Annotated in this window: 23 protein-coding genes; 21 read left to right on the top strand and 2 right to left on the bottom strand. The window is 39.2% G+C overall.

Annotated elements, in window-relative coordinates; translation table 11 throughout:
- Positions 1–13 precede the first annotated feature (13 nt).
- The 18 genes from neuB to Q3W13_RS10620 all read left to right on the top strand — a co-directional run bounded on the left by neuB (position 14) and on the right by Q3W13_RS10620 (position 18,596).
- Positions 14–1,066, top strand: a complete 1,053-nt coding sequence (neuB, locus tag Q3W13_RS10705) for an N-acetylneuraminate synthase (protein ID WP_302863631.1) — start codon at positions 14–16, stop codon at positions 1,064–1,066.
- The gene (gene neuC / locus Q3W13_RS10700; RefSeq protein ID WP_302863629.1) at positions 1,063–2,172 is read left to right on the top strand and encodes a UDP-N-acetylglucosamine 2-epimerase; all 1,110 of its coding nucleotides are present in this window, start codon (positions 1,063–1,065) and stop codon (positions 2,170–2,172) included. The genes neuB and neuC overlap by 4 nt, the downstream gene beginning before the upstream one ends.
- The gene (locus Q3W13_RS10695) at positions 2,169–3,218 is read left to right on the top strand and encodes a nucleotidyltransferase family protein (protein ID WP_302863627.1); all 1,050 of its coding nucleotides are present in this window, start codon (positions 2,169–2,171) and stop codon (positions 3,216–3,218) included. Before neuC ends, Q3W13_RS10695 begins: the two co-directional genes overlap by 4 nt.
- Before the next feature lie 2 nt (positions 3,219–3,220).
- On the top strand, positions 3,221–4,240 hold the full coding sequence (locus tag Q3W13_RS10690; RefSeq protein ID WP_302863625.1) for a Gfo/Idh/MocA family protein: 1,020 nt from the start codon (positions 3,221–3,223) through the stop codon (positions 4,238–4,240).
- A complete protein-coding gene (locus Q3W13_RS10685; RefSeq protein ID WP_302863623.1) occupies positions 4,237–4,992 on the top strand; it encodes a hypothetical protein in 756 nt (251 codons plus the stop codon). Before Q3W13_RS10690 ends, Q3W13_RS10685 begins: the two co-directional genes overlap by 4 nt.
- The gene (locus tag Q3W13_RS10680) at positions 4,989–6,287 is read left to right on the top strand and encodes a glutamate-1-semialdehyde 2,1-aminomutase (RefSeq protein ID WP_302863622.1); all 1,299 of its coding nucleotides are present in this window, start codon (positions 4,989–4,991) and stop codon (positions 6,285–6,287) included. Before Q3W13_RS10685 ends, Q3W13_RS10680 begins: the two co-directional genes overlap by 4 nt.
- A gap of 6 nt (positions 6,288–6,293) precedes the next feature.
- Entirely contained in the window at positions 6,294–7,022 is a 729-nt protein-coding gene (locus Q3W13_RS10675; RefSeq protein ID WP_302863621.1) for an oxidoreductase, read from the top strand.
- Positions 6,997–8,277: a hypothetical protein gene (locus Q3W13_RS10670; protein WP_302863619.1), complete on the top strand. Its 1,281-nt coding sequence runs from the start codon at positions 6,997–6,999 to the stop codon at positions 8,275–8,277. Before Q3W13_RS10675 ends, Q3W13_RS10670 begins: the two co-directional genes overlap by 26 nt.
- Positions 8,258–9,565: a lipopolysaccharide biosynthesis protein gene (locus Q3W13_RS10665; protein ID WP_302863617.1), complete on the top strand. Its 1,308-nt coding sequence runs from the start codon at positions 8,258–8,260 to the stop codon at positions 9,563–9,565. Before Q3W13_RS10670 ends, Q3W13_RS10665 begins: the two co-directional genes overlap by 20 nt.
- 57 nt (positions 9,566–9,622) lie before the next feature.
- Positions 9,623–10,696: a glycosyltransferase family 4 protein gene (locus Q3W13_RS10660; RefSeq protein ID WP_302863615.1), complete on the top strand. Its 1,074-nt coding sequence runs from the start codon at positions 9,623–9,625 to the stop codon at positions 10,694–10,696.
- Positions 10,697–10,737: 41 nt separating this feature from the next.
- Positions 10,738–11,760, top strand: coding sequence for an EpsG family protein (locus tag Q3W13_RS10655; protein WP_302863613.1), 1,023 nt, complete (start codon positions 10,738–10,740; stop codon positions 11,758–11,760).
- A gap of 1 nt (position 11,761) precedes the next feature.
- Entirely contained in the window at positions 11,762–12,799 is a 1,038-nt protein-coding gene (locus tag Q3W13_RS10650) for a glycosyltransferase family 1 protein (RefSeq protein WP_302863611.1), read from the top strand.
- A 1-nt stretch (position 12,800) separates the two neighbouring features.
- Positions 12,801–13,550: a glycosyltransferase family 2 protein gene (locus Q3W13_RS10645; RefSeq protein WP_302863609.1), complete on the top strand. Its 750-nt coding sequence runs from the start codon at positions 12,801–12,803 to the stop codon at positions 13,548–13,550.
- A gap of 382 nt (positions 13,551–13,932) precedes the next feature.
- On the top strand, positions 13,933–14,913 hold the full coding sequence (locus Q3W13_RS10640; protein WP_302863607.1) for a sugar transferase: 981 nt from the start codon (positions 13,933–13,935) through the stop codon (positions 14,911–14,913).
- A 136-nt stretch (positions 14,914–15,049) separates the two neighbouring features.
- On the top strand, positions 15,050–15,403 hold the full coding sequence (locus tag Q3W13_RS10635) for a nuclear transport factor 2 family protein (protein ID WP_302863604.1): 354 nt from the start codon (positions 15,050–15,052) through the stop codon (positions 15,401–15,403).
- Positions 15,404–15,682: 279 nt separating this feature from the next.
- Positions 15,683–16,747 (top strand): sensor histidine kinase, encoded by a 1,065-nt coding sequence (locus Q3W13_RS10630; RefSeq protein ID WP_302863602.1) that lies wholly within the window; start codon positions 15,683–15,685, stop codon positions 16,745–16,747.
- Positions 16,748–16,764: 17 nt separating this feature from the next.
- Positions 16,765–17,913 (top strand): TlpA disulfide reductase family protein, encoded by a 1,149-nt coding sequence (locus Q3W13_RS10625; RefSeq protein ID WP_302863600.1) that lies wholly within the window; start codon positions 16,765–16,767, stop codon positions 17,911–17,913.
- Positions 17,910–18,596, top strand: a complete 687-nt coding sequence (locus Q3W13_RS10620; protein WP_302863598.1) for a LytTR family DNA-binding domain-containing protein — start codon at positions 17,910–17,912, stop codon at positions 18,594–18,596. The genes Q3W13_RS10625 and Q3W13_RS10620 overlap by 4 nt, the downstream gene beginning before the upstream one ends.
- A gap of 63 nt (positions 18,597–18,659) precedes the next feature.
- Here the strand turns inward: Q3W13_RS10620 and Q3W13_RS10615 are convergent, their stop codons facing one another.
- Positions 18,660–19,016 carry a cupredoxin family copper-binding protein gene (locus tag Q3W13_RS10615; RefSeq protein WP_302863595.1) on the bottom strand — a complete coding sequence of 119 codons (357 nt, stop codon included), beginning with the start codon at positions 19,014–19,016 and terminating at the stop codon, positions 18,660–18,662.
- A gap of 219 nt (positions 19,017–19,235) precedes the next feature.
- Here Q3W13_RS10615 and Q3W13_RS10610 point away from each other — a divergent pair, with 219 nt between their 5' ends.
- On the top strand, positions 19,236–19,532 hold the full coding sequence (locus Q3W13_RS10610) for a DUF3892 domain-containing protein (RefSeq protein ID WP_302863593.1): 297 nt from the start codon (positions 19,236–19,238) through the stop codon (positions 19,530–19,532).
- Between the two features lies 1 nt (position 19,533).
- Here the strand turns inward: Q3W13_RS10610 and Q3W13_RS10605 are convergent, their stop codons facing one another.
- Positions 19,534–20,007, bottom strand: coding sequence for a CYTH domain-containing protein (locus tag Q3W13_RS10605; RefSeq protein ID WP_302863592.1), 474 nt, complete (start codon positions 20,005–20,007; stop codon positions 19,534–19,536).
- A 140-nt stretch (positions 20,008–20,147) separates the two neighbouring features.
- Between Q3W13_RS10605 and Q3W13_RS10600 the strand changes: the two genes are divergently transcribed.
- Both Q3W13_RS10600 and Q3W13_RS10595 read left to right on the top strand, forming a co-directional pair.
- The gene (locus tag Q3W13_RS10600) at positions 20,148–20,552 is read left to right on the top strand and encodes a DUF1761 domain-containing protein (RefSeq protein ID WP_302863590.1); all 405 of its coding nucleotides are present in this window, start codon (positions 20,148–20,150) and stop codon (positions 20,550–20,552) included.
- 183 nt (positions 20,553–20,735) lie between these two features.
- Positions 20,736–22,106, top strand: a 1,371-nt coding sequence (locus Q3W13_RS10595) for a DUF6600 domain-containing protein (protein ID WP_302863589.1), incomplete at its 3' end; no start/stop codon positions are given.

The following is a 22,106-nucleotide window of genomic DNA, read 5'->3' as shown; positions in this document are numbered from 1 at the left end:
AATAATATGGCAAATGGGGCGACCTTTTATATTCGACACTAAAGAAGAAGTAATGAATAGAACGGTGATAATTGCCGAAGCGGGCGTAAACCATAACGGAGATATTGATATTGCGAAGAGATTGATAGACGCCGCTGCCGAGGCCGGTGCAGATTATGTTAAGTTTCAAACTTTTAAGGCGTCAAAATTAGTTAGTAAAGCTGCACAAAAGGCCGACTATCAAAATACAAATACGGCTAATGATAAGGAAAGTCAACTGGAAATGTTGCAAAAACTTGAATTATCAGAAGCCGACCATTTTCTGTTATTAGATTATTGCAAAGAGAAGGGAATAAGCTTTTTTTCGACGGCATTTGATTTAGACAGTTTGGATTTTTTGAAAGAATTAGGATTAACGTTGTATAAAATACCATCGGGCGAAATTACTAACCTGCCCTATCTTGAAAAAGTCGCCAAACTTGCCGACGAGATTATTATTTCAACAGGCATGAGCACAATGAGCGAGATAGCAGATGCCGTAAGTGTATTGAAAGAACAATCGACTGCTAAAATAACTGTGCTGCATTGTAATACTGAATATCCTACTCCTTTTTCTGATGTGAATTTACTGGCTATGAATAGTATCGGAAATAGCTTTGATGTAGCGGTGGGCTATTCTGATCACACGACTGGAATCGAAGTACCTATCGCCGCAGTTACATTGGGCGCTGAGATTATCGAAAAGCATTTTACTTTAGACAAAAGCCTCCCCGGCCCCGACCATGCTGCATCCCTGGAACCTGACGAACTGAAAGCTATGGTAACGGCTATCAGGAATATTGAGAAAGCATTAGGCAGTGCCGTAAAAGAACCTACTGGCTCAGAACATAAGAACATAGTTGTTGCGCGAAAAAGCATTCACTTGGGTAGGGATAAAAAGAAAGGTGAGATAATTAGCGAAGACGATATGGAAATGCTGCGGCCCGGCGATGGAATTTCGCCAATGCTATTAAAAACGATTGCAGGTAAAATGCTGATACACGATTTACCGGCAGGCCATAAATTATCATTTGGCGATTTTGTATGAGGATAGGCGTTTTAACGAGTTCAAGAGCCGATTTTGGCATATATTTGCCGCTATTGAAAAGACTTGCTGCGGACGATCATTTCGATCTGAGTATAATCGTTTTTGGCGCACATTTGTCGCCATCACATGGTTATACGGTCGAGCAGGTACTTTCTGAAGGATTTGACGTATCCTACAGGATCGAAACTATGCCAGCGGACGATACGCCAATGGCTATATCGACAGCGATGGGGATGACCCTGGTTAAATTTGCTGAATTTTGGGACAGCCATAAAGCCCACTTCGACCTGGTGTTTTGTTTAGGAGATCGCTATGAGATGTTTTCAGCAGTAACGGCGGGCATCCCGTTCCAAATTGTATTTGCACACCTGCATGGCGGTGAGACTACACTGGGCGCTATTGATAATGTGTTTAGGCATGCTATTACGCTGGCATCAACATACCATTTTGTTTCGACCAGTGACGCAGCCCAAAGGGTAGCGCAAATAGCGGGTAGCGAAGAAAACGTTTACTGTATAGGTGCGCTTAGCCTGGATAATTTAGAGGACGCAGTTTTTTTTTCCGCTGAAGAGTTTCAGAAAAGATGGGGGATAGATTTGGCAAAAGATACTATACTTACTACCTTTCATCCCGAAACTGTGGCGTATGAACAAAACGAATACTTTGCGCAGGAGTTAATTAAAGCGATTGCGAGTTTGAGTAATTACCAGGTACTTATTACCATGCCAAATGCAGATACAGCCGGAAACGTAATCAGGAATGCTCTTATATCAAGTTTTTCGAACTCAGATCGCGTATTCTTAGTGGAAAATTTAGGTACCAAAGGATATTTTACAGTTATGAAGCATTGTGCATTTTTGTTAGGCAACACGTCAAGCGGTATTATTGAGGCTGCATCGTTTGGTAAATATGTAATAAACTTAGGCGACAGACAAAAGGGAAGGAGCGCAGGGCCAAATGTTATTACCGTACCCATTGTTAGTGCTGCGATATGTCAGGCGGTACAATATGTAGAAACAGCGGCTATGCTTTCGGTGGACAATATTTACTATAGTGGCGGCGCGGCTAATAAAATTGTAGCCCTCTTAAAAGATTTCCCAGCATGAATTACGATTATAAAAAACATTTAATATTATCTCGGACAGCTACAAGAGCAGCGCTCAGTTGTTTAGATAAACTTGCTGCTGATGCTATTCTTTTTGTTGTAGATAAAGATAATAAGTTAATAGGCTCGTTAACAGATGGTGATGTAAGACGAGGTTTGTTAAAGGGGTTGACTATTGATGACGAAGTGGATTCATTTCTTCAAAAAGATCCTAAAAAGATATTGAAAGGGAACTACGACGTTTATGAAATAATAAAATACCGTAATAATGCTTATAAGGTACTGCCCGTTGTGGATGAATTTAATGTTATATTAAATGTAGTTAATTTTCGTTTTTCCAGATCGTATTTGCCTATAGATGCGGTAATAATGGCGGGCGGCCGAGGCGAACGGTTAAGACCACTAACGGATGATATTCCGAAACCTTTATTGCCCGTTGCCGGAAAGCCGATAATTAAACACAATATCGATAGGCTGGTAGACTTTGGAATTGATGATTTATGGATTTCTGTTAGATATTTAGGAGAACAAATAAAATCCTATCTTGGAGACGGTAGCGAACTGGGTGTGAAGATTAACTACGTGATAGAAAACGCTCCGCTTGGTACTATTGGCGCCGTGTCTTTAATTGATAAGTTTACGCATGATTACGTTTTGCTCACTAATTCAGACATTCTCACAAATCTTGATTACGAAAATTTCTTTTTGGATTTTATTACCTCAGACGCTGATTATTCTGTAGCGACTATTCCCTACAACGTTAGTATCCCTTATGCAATTTTAGAAACTTCCAACGGTTGTATAAACAGCTTTAAAGAAAAGCCTACATACACCTATTACGCGAACGCCGGAATCTATTTAATGAAAAAGGAAGTATGCTCTATTATTCCCCGGGGCGAATTTTATGACGCTACTGATCTTTTGCATCATTTAATAATAAATAATTACAAAGTGATTTCCTATCCGCTTCGTGGATACTGGTTGGATGTTGGTAAGCATGAGGATTACAAGAAAGCACAGGACGACATAAATTATATAAAATTTTAAGCATGGATAAAGTTGTTTTGATAATTGGTTTAGGTTCAATGGGCAAGCGAAGAATCAGAAATCTGCATGCTCTTGGATTGAAAAATATTGTAGGATTAGATAAACGCAGTGACAGAAGGTTAGAGACTGAAACACAATACTCCATCAACACTTTTGGAAATTTGGAATCTGTATTAAAAGCGTACGAAGTAGAGGCTTTTGTTATTTCATTACCGCCCGATATACATCATATTTATATGAAAAAGGCAGTTGAACTTGGCATTCCGGCGTTTATAGAAGCCAGTGTGGTTGATACCGACCTTGTTTCGATAATTGATGAATCGAAGAATAAAAAAGTGTTTTTAGCGCCATCATGTACGTTGTTCTTTCACCCTGCAATAAAAAAAATCCAAGAAATTATAAACAAAGGGGAGTTGGGCAAGTTGTCGAACTTTATATATCATTCCGGCCAATATTTACCGGATTGGCATAAGTACGAAGGCGTAAATGAATATTATGTATCCAATAAATCTACTGGTGGAGGCAGGGAAATAGTACCCTTTGAATTAACCTGGATAACAATGGTATTGGGCTTTCCTAAGCGGGTGGTTGGATTTTACAAAAAAACAATTGAAATAGACGGCGCCCCTGAGATAGACGACGTTTATAATTTGCTTATGGATTACGGGAATATGATTTTCAACTTGTCAGTAGATGTTGTTTCGAGATTTGCAACCAGAAGGTTAACCATAAATGGCGATAAAAAGCAATTATATTGGAATTGGGACGATAATGTTATTAGAACCTTTGAACCCCAAAACAATGTTTGGGAAGACATATTCTATGAGACTATTTCGGCGCAATCGGGCTATAATAAAAATATTACCGAGCAAATGTATATCGATGAGATTGATACCTTTTTAAAGGCATCAAAAAATCAAACGGTTTATCCTAATAGCCTTGATCACGATCACAAAGTATTAAATTTACTTTATGCTGTCGAAGCGTCAGATCGTACTAACCAAATCCAGAACGTAAAATGACAGGGATTTTTATCACAGCCAGATTAGGTTCTACCCGCTTATTACAAAAACATTTAATAAAAGCGGGCGGAAGTACTTTTATTGAATATTTGATAAATCGTTTTGCAGCAGAATTTAAAAATGATATCGCCGCAGGTGACGTTAAACTTTTTATAACCACTTCCACCGACCCTGAAAACATGAAATTTGAAGAGGTATTGGATGGCATAGATATTAACATATTTTTTGGCGCAGATGATAACATACCTTTAAGGCATTTGCAATGTGCCGAAGAACACAATGTGGACAATATCTTGTCAATTGATGGAGACGACATATTATGTTCTACTAAAGCGGCGAGGGATGTGATGTACTCCTTGATTGAGGGGGCGTCAATGGCTAAAACCGTTGGCCTGCCTTTGGGTATGAATGTAATGGGTTATACCAAAGATTTTTTGAGGCACTCGTTAATTAATACGCCCAAGATTCTAGAAACAGGCTGGGGGCGGATCTTTGACGAAAGTCATATAGATATTATCAATTTTGACGAGATTTCTTTTTCTTCAAAATTGAGAATGACGCTGGATTACGAACCTGACGCCGATTTTTTCAGAGCAGTGATCAATGAGATTAAAAAAGATATCACTACGATAAGTGATGAAAACTTAATCAAATATATTATTGAAAACGAGCTTCATAAAATAAATTCGGAACTCAATGAACAATATTGGGCGAATTTTAATCTTCAAAAAAATAACGGGACTAGCAAATGAGCGAAACATATTCTGATAGATTACACTATGTAATCCCCGGCGGGGCACATACATACTCACGCGGCGATGACCAGTTCCCCTCAAACGCGCCTGCCATTTTGGAAAGAGGTAAAGGTGCTTATGTTTTCGCCCCCGATGGAAAAAAATACCTTGACTATGGTATGGGGCTACGTTCAGTAAACATTGGTTACGGTAACAAAGAGATAGCTGATGCTTGTTACGAAGAAATACTAAAGGGTAATAATTTAACACGGGCCTCAACTACTGAACTAATGGCCGCTGAATTGTTAACCGGGTTAATACCATCCGTGGGGATGGTTAAATTTGCGAAGCATGGTTCGGCAGTTACAACGGCTGCGGTTAAGCTTGCACGGGCTTACACAAAGAAAAAATACATAGCAGTACCGGCTGAACAGCCTTTTTTCTCATACGATGATTGGTTTATCGGGTCAACGGTTATGAACGCTGGCATCCCTGATGAATCGAAAAGTTTAACGCTTAAATTTAATTATAATAATATAGAATCCCTCGAACGCCTGTTCGACGAACATAGAGGCGAAATAGCGGCAGTGATGCTGGAAGCTGCAACAACACAAGCTCCTCAAAATGATTTTTTAACAAAAGTACAAGCCATTTGCAAAGTTAACGAAGCTGTATTTATCATTGACGAAATGATAACGGGGTTTCGTTGGGATTTGCGGGGTGCTCAAGCCTATTTTGGAATAACGCCTGATTTATGCACCTTTGGAAAAGCTATGGCTAATGGCTTTGCTGTTGCGGCGCTTGGCGGAAAAAGAGAGATTATGCAGATAGGCGGGATACTTAATGAGGGCGCCGAAAGAGTTTTTTTAACATCGACCACGCACGGTGCGGAGATGAGTGCACTTGGCGCTTTCTTAAAAACAATGGAGATATTGGAAAGGGACGAGGTAGTGAAACATTTTTGGGATTATGGACAAAAACTAATATCTGGAATCAATTCTATCGCTATTGAATTTGGCATTCAAGATCAATTTTATGTTGAAGGATATCCTTGCTCACCAAACTATATAGCGAAAGGGAGAGATAACGCCGCATCTATGGCAATGCGCACCTTGTTTGCACAGGAAATGATCAAGGCGGGGATCCTGATGCCATATATAGCTATCTCTTATTCCCATCAGGACATTGAGCTTGATATGACTTTAAGTGCTGTAAGAACTTCATTAAAAACTTATCAAAATGCTCTTAATGATGGTTATGAACCATATTTGCAGTCAAAAATTATAAAGCCGGTATTTAGAAAATATAATTAATTTTTAATGGAAGGCAAAGTAGCGGTAGTAACTGGTGGTAACGGTTTGTTAGGCGCCCATATTGTAAAAACACTTAAACAGCGCGGGTGTGAGGTCATTGCAGCCGATATTAATATTAGCAAGAATGCTGATGACTGTTTAGCCCTGGACATTACAGATGAAGATTCTGTAAAAGGCGGCGTTGACTATATCTTAAAAAAATATGGAAAAATTGATGGTTGGGTAAATAATGCTTATCCACGCACAGTTGACTGGGGAGATAAACTTGAAGACATAAAAATTGAATCTTGGCGCAGAAATGTTGATATGCATTTGAATGGATACTTTTTATGCTGCCAGGTAGTACTTAACAAAATGAAGTCACAGGGATACGGCTCCTTGATAAATATGTCTTCAATTTATGGGTTAGTGGGTCCCGATTTTTCTGTTTACAATAACACCGAAATGACCATGCCTGCGGCGTATTCAGCGATTAAAGGAGGTATAAATAACCTAACACGCTATTTAGCAGCATACTATGGCCCACACCAGGTAAGAGTGAATAGTGTTTCGCCCGGCGGTATATTTGATAATCAACCCAAACAATTTGTAGAAAGCTTTTCGAATAAAGTTCCGTTAAGACGAATGGGAACTCCTGATGATATATCTCCTTGTATTGCATTTCTTTTATCTGATGATGCTAGGTATATTACCGGTCAAAATATTTTGATTGACGGGGGATGGACAAGTATTTAGTGGATTCAATTATATTACTATAAAGCCAGTAAGCTATCCTGCTACCGCCTATAAGTTGGATACCCGTGCAACGACTTTATTTTTTGCAGTGTTTGCTGTAAATAAAATGGCTGATATAACAAATATGAAGTTGATAATTATCGATCATGAGCCTTATAAGCATTTCAAAAGAGGCCATTTTTGCATGGATGAATTTTGCAGATATGGATTTGATGTCCAATTTTGGAGTGTGTGGAGGGCCTTGGCCTATTCAAAAAAATTAAACTATAATATGGAGGAAAAGGATGAAGATGTAATTTACTTTGATAACTATATTAATTTGTTACGGGAGATAGAGAATCTACCTCAAGGTACCTATATATGTACTGAATTTTGGTTTAATTGGGATACGCGCTGTTTGGCAAAATTGTTATCGGGGGATAAGTTCAAAGTTTTTTCAATAAATCATTATCATAATCTTTCCGCCATTTATTACAATAGAATTCGTTTTAAAGTTAGTGATCTGTCTTTTAGCAAGGTTAGGAGAAAATTGAGTTTATTTTCCTATAAAATTTATAAAAGGTTCTTCGAGATTAACCCGGTTTCATTGGTGTTTTTGACCGGTAATAAGACAGCGCCCGAATTTAGGGAATACAAAACAGATTCGATATCATATTTCGATGTGGAAAATTATGCTGTAGCTCAAACTACCCCCCGTATTATCAACGAGAAATATATTGTTTTCTTGGATATCTATCTGCCAAGTCACCCGGATATTGCCAGGCTTCGCAAAAGATCAATCTCTCCCGAGTTATATTATAAAAAAATTAACGCAGCATTTGATAAAATTGAGCATCAAACTGGTTGCGAGATTATAATTGCAGCGCATCCAAAAGCCTTGTATACCAATGAATTTGGATCCCGCCGTGTTATTTCAGGAAAAACTGCTGAATTGGTGTTGCATAGTGAAATGGTTTTAGATCACTCAAGTTTATCTATAAATTATGCTGTGCAAGCGAACAAAAAAGCATATGTCATTTTTTTCGACGAATTTATGCATGGAAACGATTTTTCGAATGAGGTTTACAGGCGGGGAAGGAATATTGCCGAACTTATTAATATTGAAATGATCAATCTCGACTCGGATTTTAAACTTTCTCTCTATGATAATATAGATTTTGTAGCTTATGAAAAATTCAAAACGGAATACCTTTATGCAAAAGAATACCCGAAAACAAATTTTGAAATAATTAAGAATGCCATTTCAACCCTCTAAGTTTAGACAGGACCTTAGAAAGATAACACGTCATTCTTTATTTAAGAATAGCGTTCTGTATACCTTAACAGATGCAATTAATAAAGCTATTCCTTTCCTGTTATTGCCGCTATTGACACATTACCTGGTACCGGCCGAATATGGTATTGTTTCAAACTTTTCTGTTTATACGTCGGTGTTACTGATATTTATTGGGCTAAGTTTGCAAGGTGCAATAAGCGTTAATTATTACAAGCTAAGTAAAAAACAGCTTGCCGAATATATTTCAAACGTTATTTCAATTACTTTTTTTACGGCTATAATTTGCTCGGTACTGGTATTGATCTTTAGTCCCCAAATTATAAACACTTTACATATACCTGTTAATTACTTACTTGCAGGAATATTAATTGCATTATCGCAATCATTTACGGCTATTAACTTAACATTGTGGCAACTAGAAGAAAAAGCGATTAAATACGGTATTTACGAAATAACTCAAACGGCTTTAAATATTAGCCTTTCATTGCTATTTATAATAAGTTATTCACTTGGATGGCGCGGGCGCCTAGATGGTTTTTTTATCGCAGCATGCAGTTATGGTTTATTCAGCCTATATATTTTGTACGATCGCGGTTACTTTACATTAAGCATACAAAAGGCTTATTTAAAAGACGCCGTTTTTTTTTCTCTACCACTGCTACCACATAGCTTAAGTATTTGGATAAGGTCAGGTATCGACAGAATTTACATAAGTAAATTAATTGGAGAAGCTGCCACCGGAATTTATGCTACCGGCTTTCAGTTTGGATTACTTGTTTCATTTATCACAATGGCCTTTAATAATGCCTATGTTCCATATCTATTCAAAAGCTTAAGTATCGAAGACGAACATGTATTGAAGCGTACCAAACTAAAATTAGCCAAGTTTACCTATTTATATCTTCTTTTGTTGGTTATAAGCTGCGTGGTGCTGATTGGAATGTCAATATTATTAGTTAATAATTTTTTATCTGCTAAATATTTAGAATCGAAATGGTTCATTCCCTGGGCTATACTGGCTCAAACATTTCAGGGCATGTATTTAATGTTTGTTAATTACATATATTTCGTTAAAAAGACCAGGTTGCTTGCCTATATAACCTTTATCTGTTCACTTTTACAGGTAGTTTTATCCTATATTCTGATTAAACATTTCGGCGCTATAGGTGCAGCTTATTCTACTACGCTGATAAGTTTTATTAACTTTGTTGCCGTTTGGATTTACAGTGCCCGGGCATATGACATGCCCTGGACGTTATCGCATTAATTTTACTTGTTGATAAGTAACTTTATTTGCACCGCACTCTTCGTCAAAAAGACAATAATGAACGTTAAACTGATTCTTTCAGATATTACATCATCTGCTGGTACCGAAAGGGCCACTATTAATTTAGCCAATAATCTATCAAAACACGGCTATTTAGTTACTATATTAAGTTTATATACGACTCAGGGGACGGCCTATTTCAATCTTAACGACAGCGTTGTTATAAAACATCTGCATATCAGGACATCGAGGTTTTTAATTCTCCGGATACTTGGCTTTTTTAAAACCTTTAGTGTCTTATCAAAAAATGTTCCCCAAAATAGCGATATAGTATTAGGAACAAATCACGTACATAACTTTATTCTTTCCCTGCTTTGCCTGTTTAAGCCAACTAACAAATACATAGGTTGCGAACACTTATCATATTCAGCATTAACCCCCTATTCAAAATTCTTAGTTAAGTTGTTATACCGGCGCCTGGATGCCGTTGTAGTACTTACAGATGTTGACAAATTAAACTTCAACAAAAATGTGCCGACAGTACTATGCGAAACTATTCCTAATGAATTGTCATTTTATCCGCCGGATCCATCTCCTTGCGATAATAAAATATTACTGGCAATCGGCCGATATACTTATCAGAAGGGATTTGATCTCTTGATTGATCTGGCAGCTCTGGCGCTGAAGGACAATCCAGGTTGGGTTTTAAATATAGTTGGCGATGGCGAGTTGAAAAATGACCTTACAACTCAAATTACCAGGTACGACTTACGAGACCGGATTTTTCTAATACCTCCGACAAAAAATATTTTAGACTTTTTTTTAGAATCGTCAATTTATTTAATGACATCTAGATATGAAGGGCTGCCGATGGTATTATTAGAGGCGAAAGCATGCGGCCTTCCTGTAATTGCTTACGATTGTCCGACCGGACCCCGTGAACTTATAAAGGATGACGACGGAATATTGATACAGATGAATGATTCTGAAGCGTTTCTAAAAAATCTATTGCTACTAATTGGCGATGAAAGCAAACGGAAGCAATTAGGAAGAAACGCCCGAGTAAATTCGATGGATTATAATTCAGATACGGTATATCAAAAATGGGAGTCTCTGTTTAGCAAGTTATGATTTACTACATAATTCTATTTTTATTGCTCTTGCTATCAGTAATGTCTTATTTTATCGAAGATAAGGTTGACAAATTCCTGCTGTTTTCTTTAGTGATCGTCTTTCTTGTTTTTTTTGCGGGTCTGAGATATGAAACGGGCTATGATTATGATAATTATGAAAGAATTTATGAAGATGTAAGATTTAGCGGCTATAGTCTGGAAGTTGAGCCTTCTGTGAATGCCATAATGGGCTTTCTTAATAAAATATCAGTGAACTACGTTTCTTTTATATTTTTGATGGCCCTTCTCGCGGTGGCGATAAAAGGAAAGTTTATATGGCAGTACAGCTTATTTCCTTTTTTGTCGATCGTGTTTTATTTTTCCAGGCTATACTTAACTGCCGATTTTGGACAGATAAGACAAGGCCTTGCCGCGGGGCTAGTGTTATGGTCCTTTGTTTACATTAAGGAAGGAAATATAAAAAAGTACACGCTTATACTTTTAGCTGCTGTATCGATACATATTTCTTCAATACTATTTTACCCGGTTTATTTTTTTGTTCGCAAGCAATTTAAGCCGACGGTGTTGGTAATTGTATTGTGCGTTGCTTTAGCTGTTGCCACAATAGATTTGAAAAATATCGTAATAAATTACCTTACCAATTTTATGCCGGAATATATCGCTCAAAAACTGGTGTACTATGGGAATTCAGATGCAGACGAAATTATCGGGGTGACCTATTCAGTGTTTTTGAGACTTTCTTTAATTGTGGTTTTATTGGGCTTTTACAGGCAAAAAGTATATAGCGATGAAAATAGTTTGATCGTATTTAACATCTATTACTGGGGTGTTATTTTTTACCTGGCTTTCAATTCATTGCCGCAAATCGGTGGCAGAGGAAGCCTTTATTTTCAACAATTTGAAATATTGTTATTTCCTTACCTTTTTTCCTATAGCAAAAGTAACCTGCAAAAAGCAGCGATATTTCTATTTGTTGGGGCATATTGTTATTGGGGTGCAATGACTGTGATAAATTCGCAGGAAGAGTCCTTTATACCTTATAGAAACGTAATAAGTAAGTGATATGGACTTGGTTTACGACAACATAATCTACAGTTTACAAACAGCGGGAGGTATATCTACATATTGGTCTGAGCTGTCGAAAAGATTATTACGCGATAATGTCAATCTATTGTTTGTTGAGAGCGATAATAATAATATCGCCAGAAACAATGTTTACATTGATAAGCATCAACTTATCAGCCGTAATAAATATCCGCTTATCATAGAGAGATTTCTGACGCTTAAACTATCGAATATTAAACACGAGTTTATTTTTCATTCCAGTTATAACAGAATCACGGATAATCCTTTAGCTTCACAGGTGACGACAATCCACGATTTTGTGCACGAAAAATTTTATGGCAGCCCCAGAAAAAATGTACACTCCTATCAAAAAAATAAAGCGTTGTATGCTGCTCGAAAGATAATCAGCGTATCTGAAAATACAAAGCATGATTTATTGGCCTTGCATCCTCACATTGATCCTGAAAAAATAAAGGTGATCTATAACGGCGTGTCAGATGATTTTTTTATCATTAAAGACGCAAAAAAACAAGGCAGACCTTATTTACTATTTATAGGTTCGAGGGAGTTTTATAAAAATTTTGAATTTGTTATCAATCTGATAAAGGAGTTGCCTGATTTTGATTTATACGTGGTAGGAAGGCCTTTCAATAAACAGGAAGCGCGGCTGATATCAGCTTTAGAAAAACGAATAAAGATTTTTGTCAACATCTGTAACGCTGAACTTAATAAGCTATATAATTCGGCTTTTGCATTGTTGTACCCTTCGTCGTATGAAGGTTTTGGAATTCCTCTCTTAGAAGCGATGAGGGCAGGATTGCCGTTTGTTGCATTGAATAAATCTTCAATTGCCGAAGTAGCCGGTAAAGCCGGCGAATTAATTGATCAATTGGATATTGATGATGTAAAACATGCATTAGAAGAAATTGCAAATAACAGGAAGAAATATATTTTAGAAGGATTGGAACAATCCGCGAACTTTTCCTGGGAACGATGCTATCAGGAAACTGTCGGTCTTTATAAAGAATTAATTTAGAATGAAAATCTCTATAATAACAGTTGTCTATAATAATGAAAAAACAATCGAGGATGCAATAAGCTCCGTTTTATCTCAAAATTATAAAAACATAGAATATATCATTATTGACGGCAATTCAACCGACAATACTCCCAATATCATTAGTAAGCACCTAAGTAATATTAACAATTATATTTCTGAGGCTGATAAGGGTATCTACGACGCCATGAATAAAGGAATTATGCAGGCTACGGGGGAGGTTATCGGCATCTTGAATTCAGATGACCTTTATCATGACGAAAATGTGATCAGTGACGTTATGATACATTTTAATAACGACCCTGATTTAGATATTTTGTATGGCGATTTAGTATACGTCGGGAATGAGGATCCAGAGAAAATAGTGAGAAGATGGGACTCTGTTCGTTACCATCGTCATTTTTTTGAGCTTGGACATGTGCCTCCTCATCCGTCATTATTTGTGAAATCGAGAATCTATAAAGAAGCCGGACTGTTTAACACCAAGTATGCCTTAGCGGCAGATTACGAATTTATGTTAAGAATATTTAAAAAATTCAATTTTAAATCGCTTTATATACAAAGATTGATAGTAAAGATGCGGCTCGGTGGCGCTACAAACAAACATCTTAAGAATGTGATAAAGGGCAACCAAGAAATTTTAAGAGCGTGGAAAGACAATGGCTTTAAAGCTCCTTTTTTCCTAATGCCGGTAAGAATTATAAGGCGGCTAATGCAGTTTATCAAGTGAGGGAGTTTAAAATAGCAAACAAGCGTTGAAAGAAAACGGGTAATCGCCGGGGTAACAACTTGAAAGCAGCTAATTTTGCCGAGGGTAATCTTTTTTATCAAGGTGTTAGTTACGATTTGTATTATTTTATCGTAAATGAAGATATAGCCGGATACAATATTTTAATAACGATGCTGGCTTAACAAAATAATTTACTTACAATTTAGTTTTTAGTTGTTATCTTTGCGAGAGACCAAACTTATTGCGAAAACAATAAAAAATTATTTACGATATTGAAAACTAATGATTAAGTTAGTTTTTTTAAAAAAATCCAGAAACTTTGGTTGCAGGAAAATGTTTTAAGAAAAAACTGGATTGAACTTTACAATTGATAAGCATCTATATGGAATTGATTGAGGAACCGGTAATACAAAATTATAGTAGAAACCTAGACAACAATAAAACATCTTTTTTTGAATTCGAAATTGGGTTTAATAAAGTTGAAGTGTTTTGCCCGGAAGAAGAACATGACCGCATCCGAAGTCTACTGCAATCAATAACAAAAGCGAAATCTTCGAAATTGAAGAAGATGTTTTCTTCAAATAAAAAGATTATTCTTTATCACCATACACATCAAATTAATTACTTGGATAAGCTCCACTTGGTTAATTATATTGAGAATGGTTTTATTGCGTATTCGATAGTTGATTTTTTGGAAGAAATAAATGGTTTTACTGAAATATCGCTATTGGACTGGGATTACTTTATTGGTAAAGAGGATTTTTCGGTGTTGAGAAACACCCGAAAAGTTGCGCTAAAACGCATAGCAGATTATTTCCACGCTGTTATTCTGATAATACTAACACTGCCTGTTTCTATAATCACTGCTATACTTATTAAGTTGGAATCTGCCGGTCCAATTTTTTACCTGCAAACCAGGGTCGGGCAGTTTAATGAAGAATTTAAAGTAATTAAATTCCGGTCGATGAGACAGGACGCTGAAAGTAAAGGCGCACAATGGGCGCAAAAAAACGATCCGCGCATGACACGGATAGGTGAATTTATCAGAAAGACACGTATTGATGAGATACCGCAGTTAATAAATGTGCTGAAAGGTGAAATGTCCTTAATCGGCCCACGCCCTGAAAGAAAGGTTTTTATTGACATGCTTGTGAACGAAATTCCGTTTTATGAATTTAGGCATAGTGTCCGCCCTGGCATCACCGGACTGGCGCAAGTAAAATATCCTTACGGGGCTTCAGTAGAAGATGGGGTTTGGAAACATAAATACGATTTATATTATATAAGGAACCAAACATCCTTTTTAGACCTTAAAATTATATTACTCACTATCAAAACTGTTTTGGGCGGATTTGGAAGATAAAGTACCATTTAAATTCTTTTGTGAATAAAAAATCGCTGGTAGTAACCTACCGGTTTTTTTATGCTCATGTTTTTTACTCCGGAATCTACGATATTTGAATTCCGTCAAAACATGTTATTTTCAGTAACTAAATGTCATGAATACTATTCACGAAATATCTTCTCGTCTGGCATCCCTTTGTGGGGAGCGAAAATTCGTAGAGGCTTACAGGGAACTCTTTGCAGATGATGCCGTAAGCATCGATCCCGTATACAATAATGAGCCCTTAACGGGTTTGCATAACTTAATTGAACGCGAACAACAGTTTCTTTCGAGAGCCGAAATCCACGATATAAAAATATCAGACGCTAGCTTTGCCGGAAGTTATTTTACCGTAGTTCTCTCGATGCAGTTTACGGTAAAAGGTCAGGATACTAAGTCTATTGAAGAATTATGCGTTTATAAAATAGACAAGGGTAAGATCGTTAGTCAGCAGTTTTTTATAGGCTGACAGTGAGATATCCTGTTTTTGTATTTTACGTTGTTGTTGCTGACGGTCGACGCAATCCGTGGTCATGTTGAAGTTTTCCTGAAGGCAGCACTTGTCCTGATATTCCCAGCATGCTTCTTTGAAAGGATAGGCGGGCAAAGATAGCGCCTGTCAAAAATGTCTGCTCGATTTCTTTAAAATTTTCCTGATTTTTCATTTCACCACAAACTTCCCGGGTTTCACCTCATTTATTTTAACAAACGGAAAGATCGTCTTTCATTTGAATAAGCAAACGGAAAAATGGAAGAGACAATTAAAAAGCCAGCTTTTTACAATTTTATCAAGCGATTCCTGCTGCATGCCATAACACTGTGGCTGGTGATCAACATCTGGGGTTGGCTTGAATATCTTTTTAAAATCAAGTTTGACCTGCCGCAAAGCGTTGACGTCAACGGCAGCACGCTGGGATTTTCTGACCGGTTTACCAACCACAGTCTTAACCATACTTTCATTCTCTCGGTGCTGTTGTTCGCGTTATTGGCCGAGCTAAACTGGGTTTTTGTATTCAATCGTCAAAAGTTGGTTCGGTTTGTTGCCGGCTGTGTCAGTCTTGGAATCATCGGTGGGGCGGTCAGCTTGCTTTTTACCCGGAAATCTATTTTTTTTCCTGTAGCTGCCCAATTTGTGGGGACGACGTTACTCATGATGGCCTACATTGCAGGTTATGCCATACTATACAACTTCTTTTACGATCGCTACCAGCGTATTAAGTTTTATAAGCAAAAGTCGGAAGCAGAGTTGCAATTGCTGAAAGCTCAGATTAACCCGCATTTCTTTTTTAATACGCTGAATAATATTTATGGAATAGCATTAAAGGAAAATGCCTCTAAAACAGCCGGTGCGTTAGAACTATTGTCGGACATGATGCGGTACAATATGGATGGGGTACAGGAGGACTTTATATCGCTTAAAACTGAGCTTAAATTTATTGAGGACTATCTCGCTTTGCAGCAATTGCGCATACCTGCGAATTTGAAGATTACCATCAGGATTAACATCGAATACCCTAAAATTAATTACAAGATAGCGCCGATGCTGCTGATCCCCTTTGTAGAAAACGCCTGGAAATATGGTGTTAGTATAGATAAACCCGGCACTATCAACCTCGAAATCCGGGTTGAAAAGCATCAGTTGATAATGATTGTTGAGAATACGGTTTTTGCTGATATAAACATTGAAAAAGGCTCCGGTTTGGGTATCGCCAACGTAAAGCAGCGATTGCAGATGATCTATCCAGGCTTGCATCAGCTCATGATAGAAAATGAGAACGGGAGATTCAGGGTTAAACTATCTATTACCGTCTAACAAAAACCAATATCAGCATGAAAAAGATACTTTTACTAACCATCGTGCTATCGTTGCATTTCAAGGGCAAATTGATAGCGCAAAGCAAGACATTTCCATTTACGCTAACAGGCACGATAAGCCCCAAAATTACCGCATCAAAGGTGTACCTGGTTTATCAATACGAAGGTCAAAAATTTATCGATTCTGCTTCGGTTATTGACGGCAGGTTCCGGTTGAATAATACTGCCCCGTTTATAGTTTTGGCGACGTTGGTAATGGATCACCAGGCTGTCGGCCTGAAGGGCCTGCTTAAGGCGCCCGTGGATAAGGTAGATGCCCTGAAGTTTTACCTGCAGCCCGGTAGTATAACCTTGAACTTAAAGGATTCTATCTCAACTGCAGTTTTTATCGATTCGAAGGTAAACCAGGATTATGCAAGGTTAAAGAAGCTGCTTGGCATAAATGAGGAGCACAAACTTTATTCCCTGTCAGCCCAAATGCAAAAATTACGCACACCTGCGGCCGGGAAAGCCTACGTGACTTATTACGATAGCTTGAAAAAAGCGCGGCGGCCCTTGCTTAGGGAATTTATTTTGGAAAACCCTAAAAGCTATATTGCGCTTACCGCGCTAATGGATTACGGTGGTGATTTCGCCGATACTGCAGAGTTGAGGCCTTTATTTAAAAAAATCGACACGGGCTTGCGAAATAACTTTTTAGGCAAGAAAATAAATATGATGCTGAATAATAAAGTTGAGGTAGGGGCTATAGCCCCGGATTTTACTCAATTTGATACTCACAGCAGACCTGTTAAACTCTCGTCATTTCGTGGTAAGTATGTGCTTATCGATTTTTGGGCGTCGTGGTGTCGTCCATGCAGGGAGGATAACCCCAAATGGGTAAAAGTATACGACCAACTAAAGGATAAAAATTTTACTATATTAGGCATATCTCTTGACGGACACGACACCAAAGCTGGCTGGCTGAAAGCGATTAAGGATGACGGCTTAACCTGGCCGCAGGTATCGGACCTGAAGCATTGGGATAATACGGTAGCCGAACTATATGGCGTAAGGGCCATTCCGCAAAATGTACTGATTGATACGCAAGGAAAAGTAGCCGGCCGCAACCTGGAACCTGATGAGGTGCTGGCGCTGGTAAAACGCATGACCGAAGTAAAATGATAAGCGCAATAGCTATAGACGACGAACCGATTGCCCTGGATATAATTAAAACGCATGCAGCTAACATTCCCTTTATAGATTTAAAGGCAACATTTTTAAGCGCCACAGAGGCATTGGCATGGATACAGAAAAACGAAACAGATGTGGTATTCCTTGACATAAGAATGCCGGATTTGACAGGGATAGAATTTGCGTCGCTTATATCAAAACCAGCCCACATAATATTTACAACTGCTTATCCTGAATATGCCGTTAAGGGTTTTGACCTTGCCGCGACGGATTACCTGTTAAAGCCAGTGAATCTTAGCCGGATGTTGCAGGCCTGTACATTAGTGAAAGAGCGGATATCCGCTGGAAAACCTCAGCTCGGAAGCAGCCAAAGCTTGTTTGTGAAGGATGGCTACGATCTTGTAAAAATTAACATACCTGATATTTCATACGTTGAGGCTGGAGACAATTATCTGAGCATTTATGAAGGCAGCAAACGTACGCTAACGCGGATGACCTTAACCGAAATGCTTGACAAATTACCCGCAGCAACTTTCCAAAAAGTGCATAAGTCGTATATTGTCGCAGTTACTAAAATTGATAAAATTGAACGGAGCCACTTGTTAATAGGGAATGTGAGGGTGCCGGTATCTGTCAACTTTAAAGATGCATTGATGCGTAAGGTTAATTTCTGAATTAAAAAGGGCGTGCAATAAACTGCAACGCCCCCCATCATTCGCCCAAGTAACCTATCCCTGTTAATTTGTTACTACTACTGTCGCGTTGGCCATCATTGAATGTATTAAACAATGATAGGTGTAAGTACCTGCTGTGTGAAAGGTAAAACTAAAGCTCTGGTTAGTTGCCAGGCTGCCGCTGTCGAATAAGCTGCTGAGTTCGGTTGCCGTGTGCGGTGCGCTGTCCTTATTGGTCCACATTACAGATTGGCCGGCTTTGATTGTCACTGTTGCTGGCGAAAATGCGAAATTTTCGATAGATACAGTGGCCGCCGGCGTAGTCGGGTTTGGATTAACCTTTGCCTTATTGGATGAACAGCTGTTAAGAGTAAATACCGCCATTATAAAAACCGGGAGAAATACGAGTGTTTTTTTCATGAGATGGATAATTAATAAATACATATACTATTTATAATTATCACGCGCAAAAACGGATAAAGGTTGCCTTTCAATATATTTTATTTCTAAACAATTAATCAACAGGTGTTTCCGGTAGTGCGATACGTAGTTTTACGCGCCAGATTGAGTGGCAATACGGTTTATGGATCAAAAAGGTCATACTAATTTTACAGCACCTAATTGATTAATTACTACACAATGGCTGTACGCATAATTTGCATAAAAAAGGATGAGGGCATAACCGGCAACCCTTATCTTGCGATAGATTATTTTGAATGGGTTAATGAGAGAATAAACGTAAACGGCATAACCGACAGGACGCAGATATACGACTGGATAAAAGAAGGCAATGGAGAGGCGTATATTACTGATGAAAAAGGCAACAAGGTATATTTAATACCCGCTATTTGCCCTCAAGGGAATAAGTATGTTAAAACTGTGGAGGATGAATCGTTAGACGACAGCCTGTTGCTCTTGCCACAATGCGATGACTAAACTAAACATTCCAGGTGGTGTAAGGACTTACTGACAGATTGGAATTGTAATAACGCGCGTCATTGCTCACTTCTTTTTCTATCCAATCGGGCTTGGCAAATTTTTCACTTTCGTTTTGTAATTCTATTTCAGCGAGTATTAAACCGCTATTCGCCCCTTTAAACTCGTCTATTTCCCATAACTTGTTTTCGTAGTACACCCAGTATCTTACTTTTTCAACTTCTGATAAGGCAAAGTTATCCAGCATTTCGGCAGCTTCGGCAACAGGTATTTCGTATTCGAATTCTTTGCGGGAAATGCTCTCGGTTCGCCCTTTTAGCGTGATATATGCTTTAGAGCCTGCCACACGCACCCTTATGGCAGGGTTATTTCCGTTGGTCAAATAGCCCTGCCGGTAAAGAATCCCGTCGGGTTTTGCAGTCGCCTGCCATTTTTTTTTATCGACTAAAAATTTCCGCTCAATTTCAAGTGCCATATTGTTATTTGAATATTATTTACGAAATTAACCAAATAATAAACGCCAATTATAAACCCCTGTTTGGCGCCGCTGAAATTATTATTCACGACTTTTGCTATTACATTCTGATAACCAATTAAACTTTAAAACCTGGAACAATGGACTTTTCACACATTAACTGGCTGGCTATAGCCGTAGCGGCCTTGTCGGCATTTATGGTAGGGGGTATCTGGTATTCAAGGCCCTTATTCGGCAATGCATGGATGATTGACAGCAACCTTAACATGGAGCAGATTCAGGCAGGCAATAAGGGCAAGATTTTTGGATTTACTGCCATTTTTTCGCTTTTGATGGCTGTAAACCTCGGCATGTTTCTGGCCGATGCCAAAACAGATTTAGCATGGGGTACCACCGCGGGTTTCCTCGCCGGGATATGGACTTTCAGCGCTATCGCCATACACAGCCTTTTCGAGCTGAAAAGCTGGCGGTATATTTTGATTAACGGCGGCTACAGCCTGGTATCACTCACCCTGATGGGAGCCATAATTGGCGCGTGGAGATAATGAAAGAGTTGTATTGAGTTGTATTGAGTTGATAAGGTCTGCGGGTAATTGACCTTAAAGTTCGAAGTAACGTCCAACAGCTTAGTCAGTCAACTAAATATGCTAACTCGTTAAACTTATTTATTCCGCCCTCGTCATAAGTATATAAAAAGATATTATATATTTATAGAAAGGGGCCTTGTCATGAAAAAGATACTTTACCTGATACCGGTTGCAGCGCTTTTAAGCTCATGCTCACCGATTATATATACCAGCAATCAACAGCCAGTTTACGACAACCAGGAGCAATACGCAGAGCAGCCCGTTGACGACCAGGTTTTTTATGACGAGCTTAGTCCATACGGCCAATGGATAGATTATCCGGATTATGGCTATGTATGGCAACCTTACGTTGATGAAGATTTTCGCCCCTACGAGACCAATGGCAGCTGGGTTTACACAGATGAGGGATGGACCTGGGCCTCAAATTATAGCTGGGGATGGGCCCCATTTCATTACGGCAGGTGGTTTTACGACGGTGGCTATGGTTGGATGTGGCTGCCTGGCGGCGAATGGGCTCCTGCCTGGGTGACCTGGGGCCAAAGCGGCGATTATTACGGATGGGCCCCGCTGCCACCAAACGTTGGGTACGGCCGAAACTGGCGGCCGCGCGGTGAAGACTGGTGTTATGTGCACGCCGGTTATATGACACGCAATAACATCAATCGCTATGTGGTACGAAATAACATAACTGTTATTAATAACACTACTATAATTAACAATATTTATACAAATAATTATAATTATAACAGAGGCAATGGTCACCGTGGGTTTACCTATAACCGCGGCCCGCGTGTAACTGATGTGGAAAGCAGGGGACATTATACTGTGAGGCCAGTTACTATCGGAGTAGCTCAAAGGCCAGGCGAGGCAACAGTGTCGGGGGGACGTTTAAATGTTTACAGGCCCGTAATTAATCGCGAACCCAGTCGTGATGGAAGAAGACCTGCGCCGCAGCAAGTAAGCCAGTACGATAATAAAGGTGATCACCGTAACGCGGGGAGGCTTAACCCCTTTAACCCCAAACCGGAACAGCTGCGGCCGAACCCGCAACCGGGCCAGCAAAATAACCCGCAGCAGGGCAATAAAAACTCAAGGCCCGTTACCGGGCAGGGACAGCAAAAGCCGGGGATGGATAACGGCCGGGGTGACACAAATCCGCAACAGGCACAGCCCCGTCCTGTACAGGAACAGCCAAGGCCGGTACCACAACAGGCACAGCCCCGTCCTGTACAGGAACAGCCAAGGCCGGTACCGCAACAGCCGCAGCCCCGTCCTGTACAGGAACAGCCACGGCCGGTACCGCAACAACCGCAGCCTCGTCCTGTACAGGAACAGCCAAGGCCGGTACCACAACAGCCGCAGCCTCGTTCTGTACAAGAACAGCCAAGGCCAGTACAGCAACAACCGCAGCCTCGTCCTGTACAGGGACAGCCAAGGCCGGTACCGCAACAACCGCAGCCTCGTCCTGTACAGGAACAGCCAAGGCCGGTACCACAACAGCCGCAGCCTCGT

Source organism: Mucilaginibacter sp. L3T2-6 (assembly GCF_030519355.1).
Lineage (GTDB): Bacteria > Bacteroidota > Bacteroidia > Sphingobacteriales > Sphingobacteriaceae > Mucilaginibacter.
The sequence above is the reverse complement of the archived record's forward strand: the minus strand, read 5'-3'. Positions and strand labels throughout refer to the sequence as shown.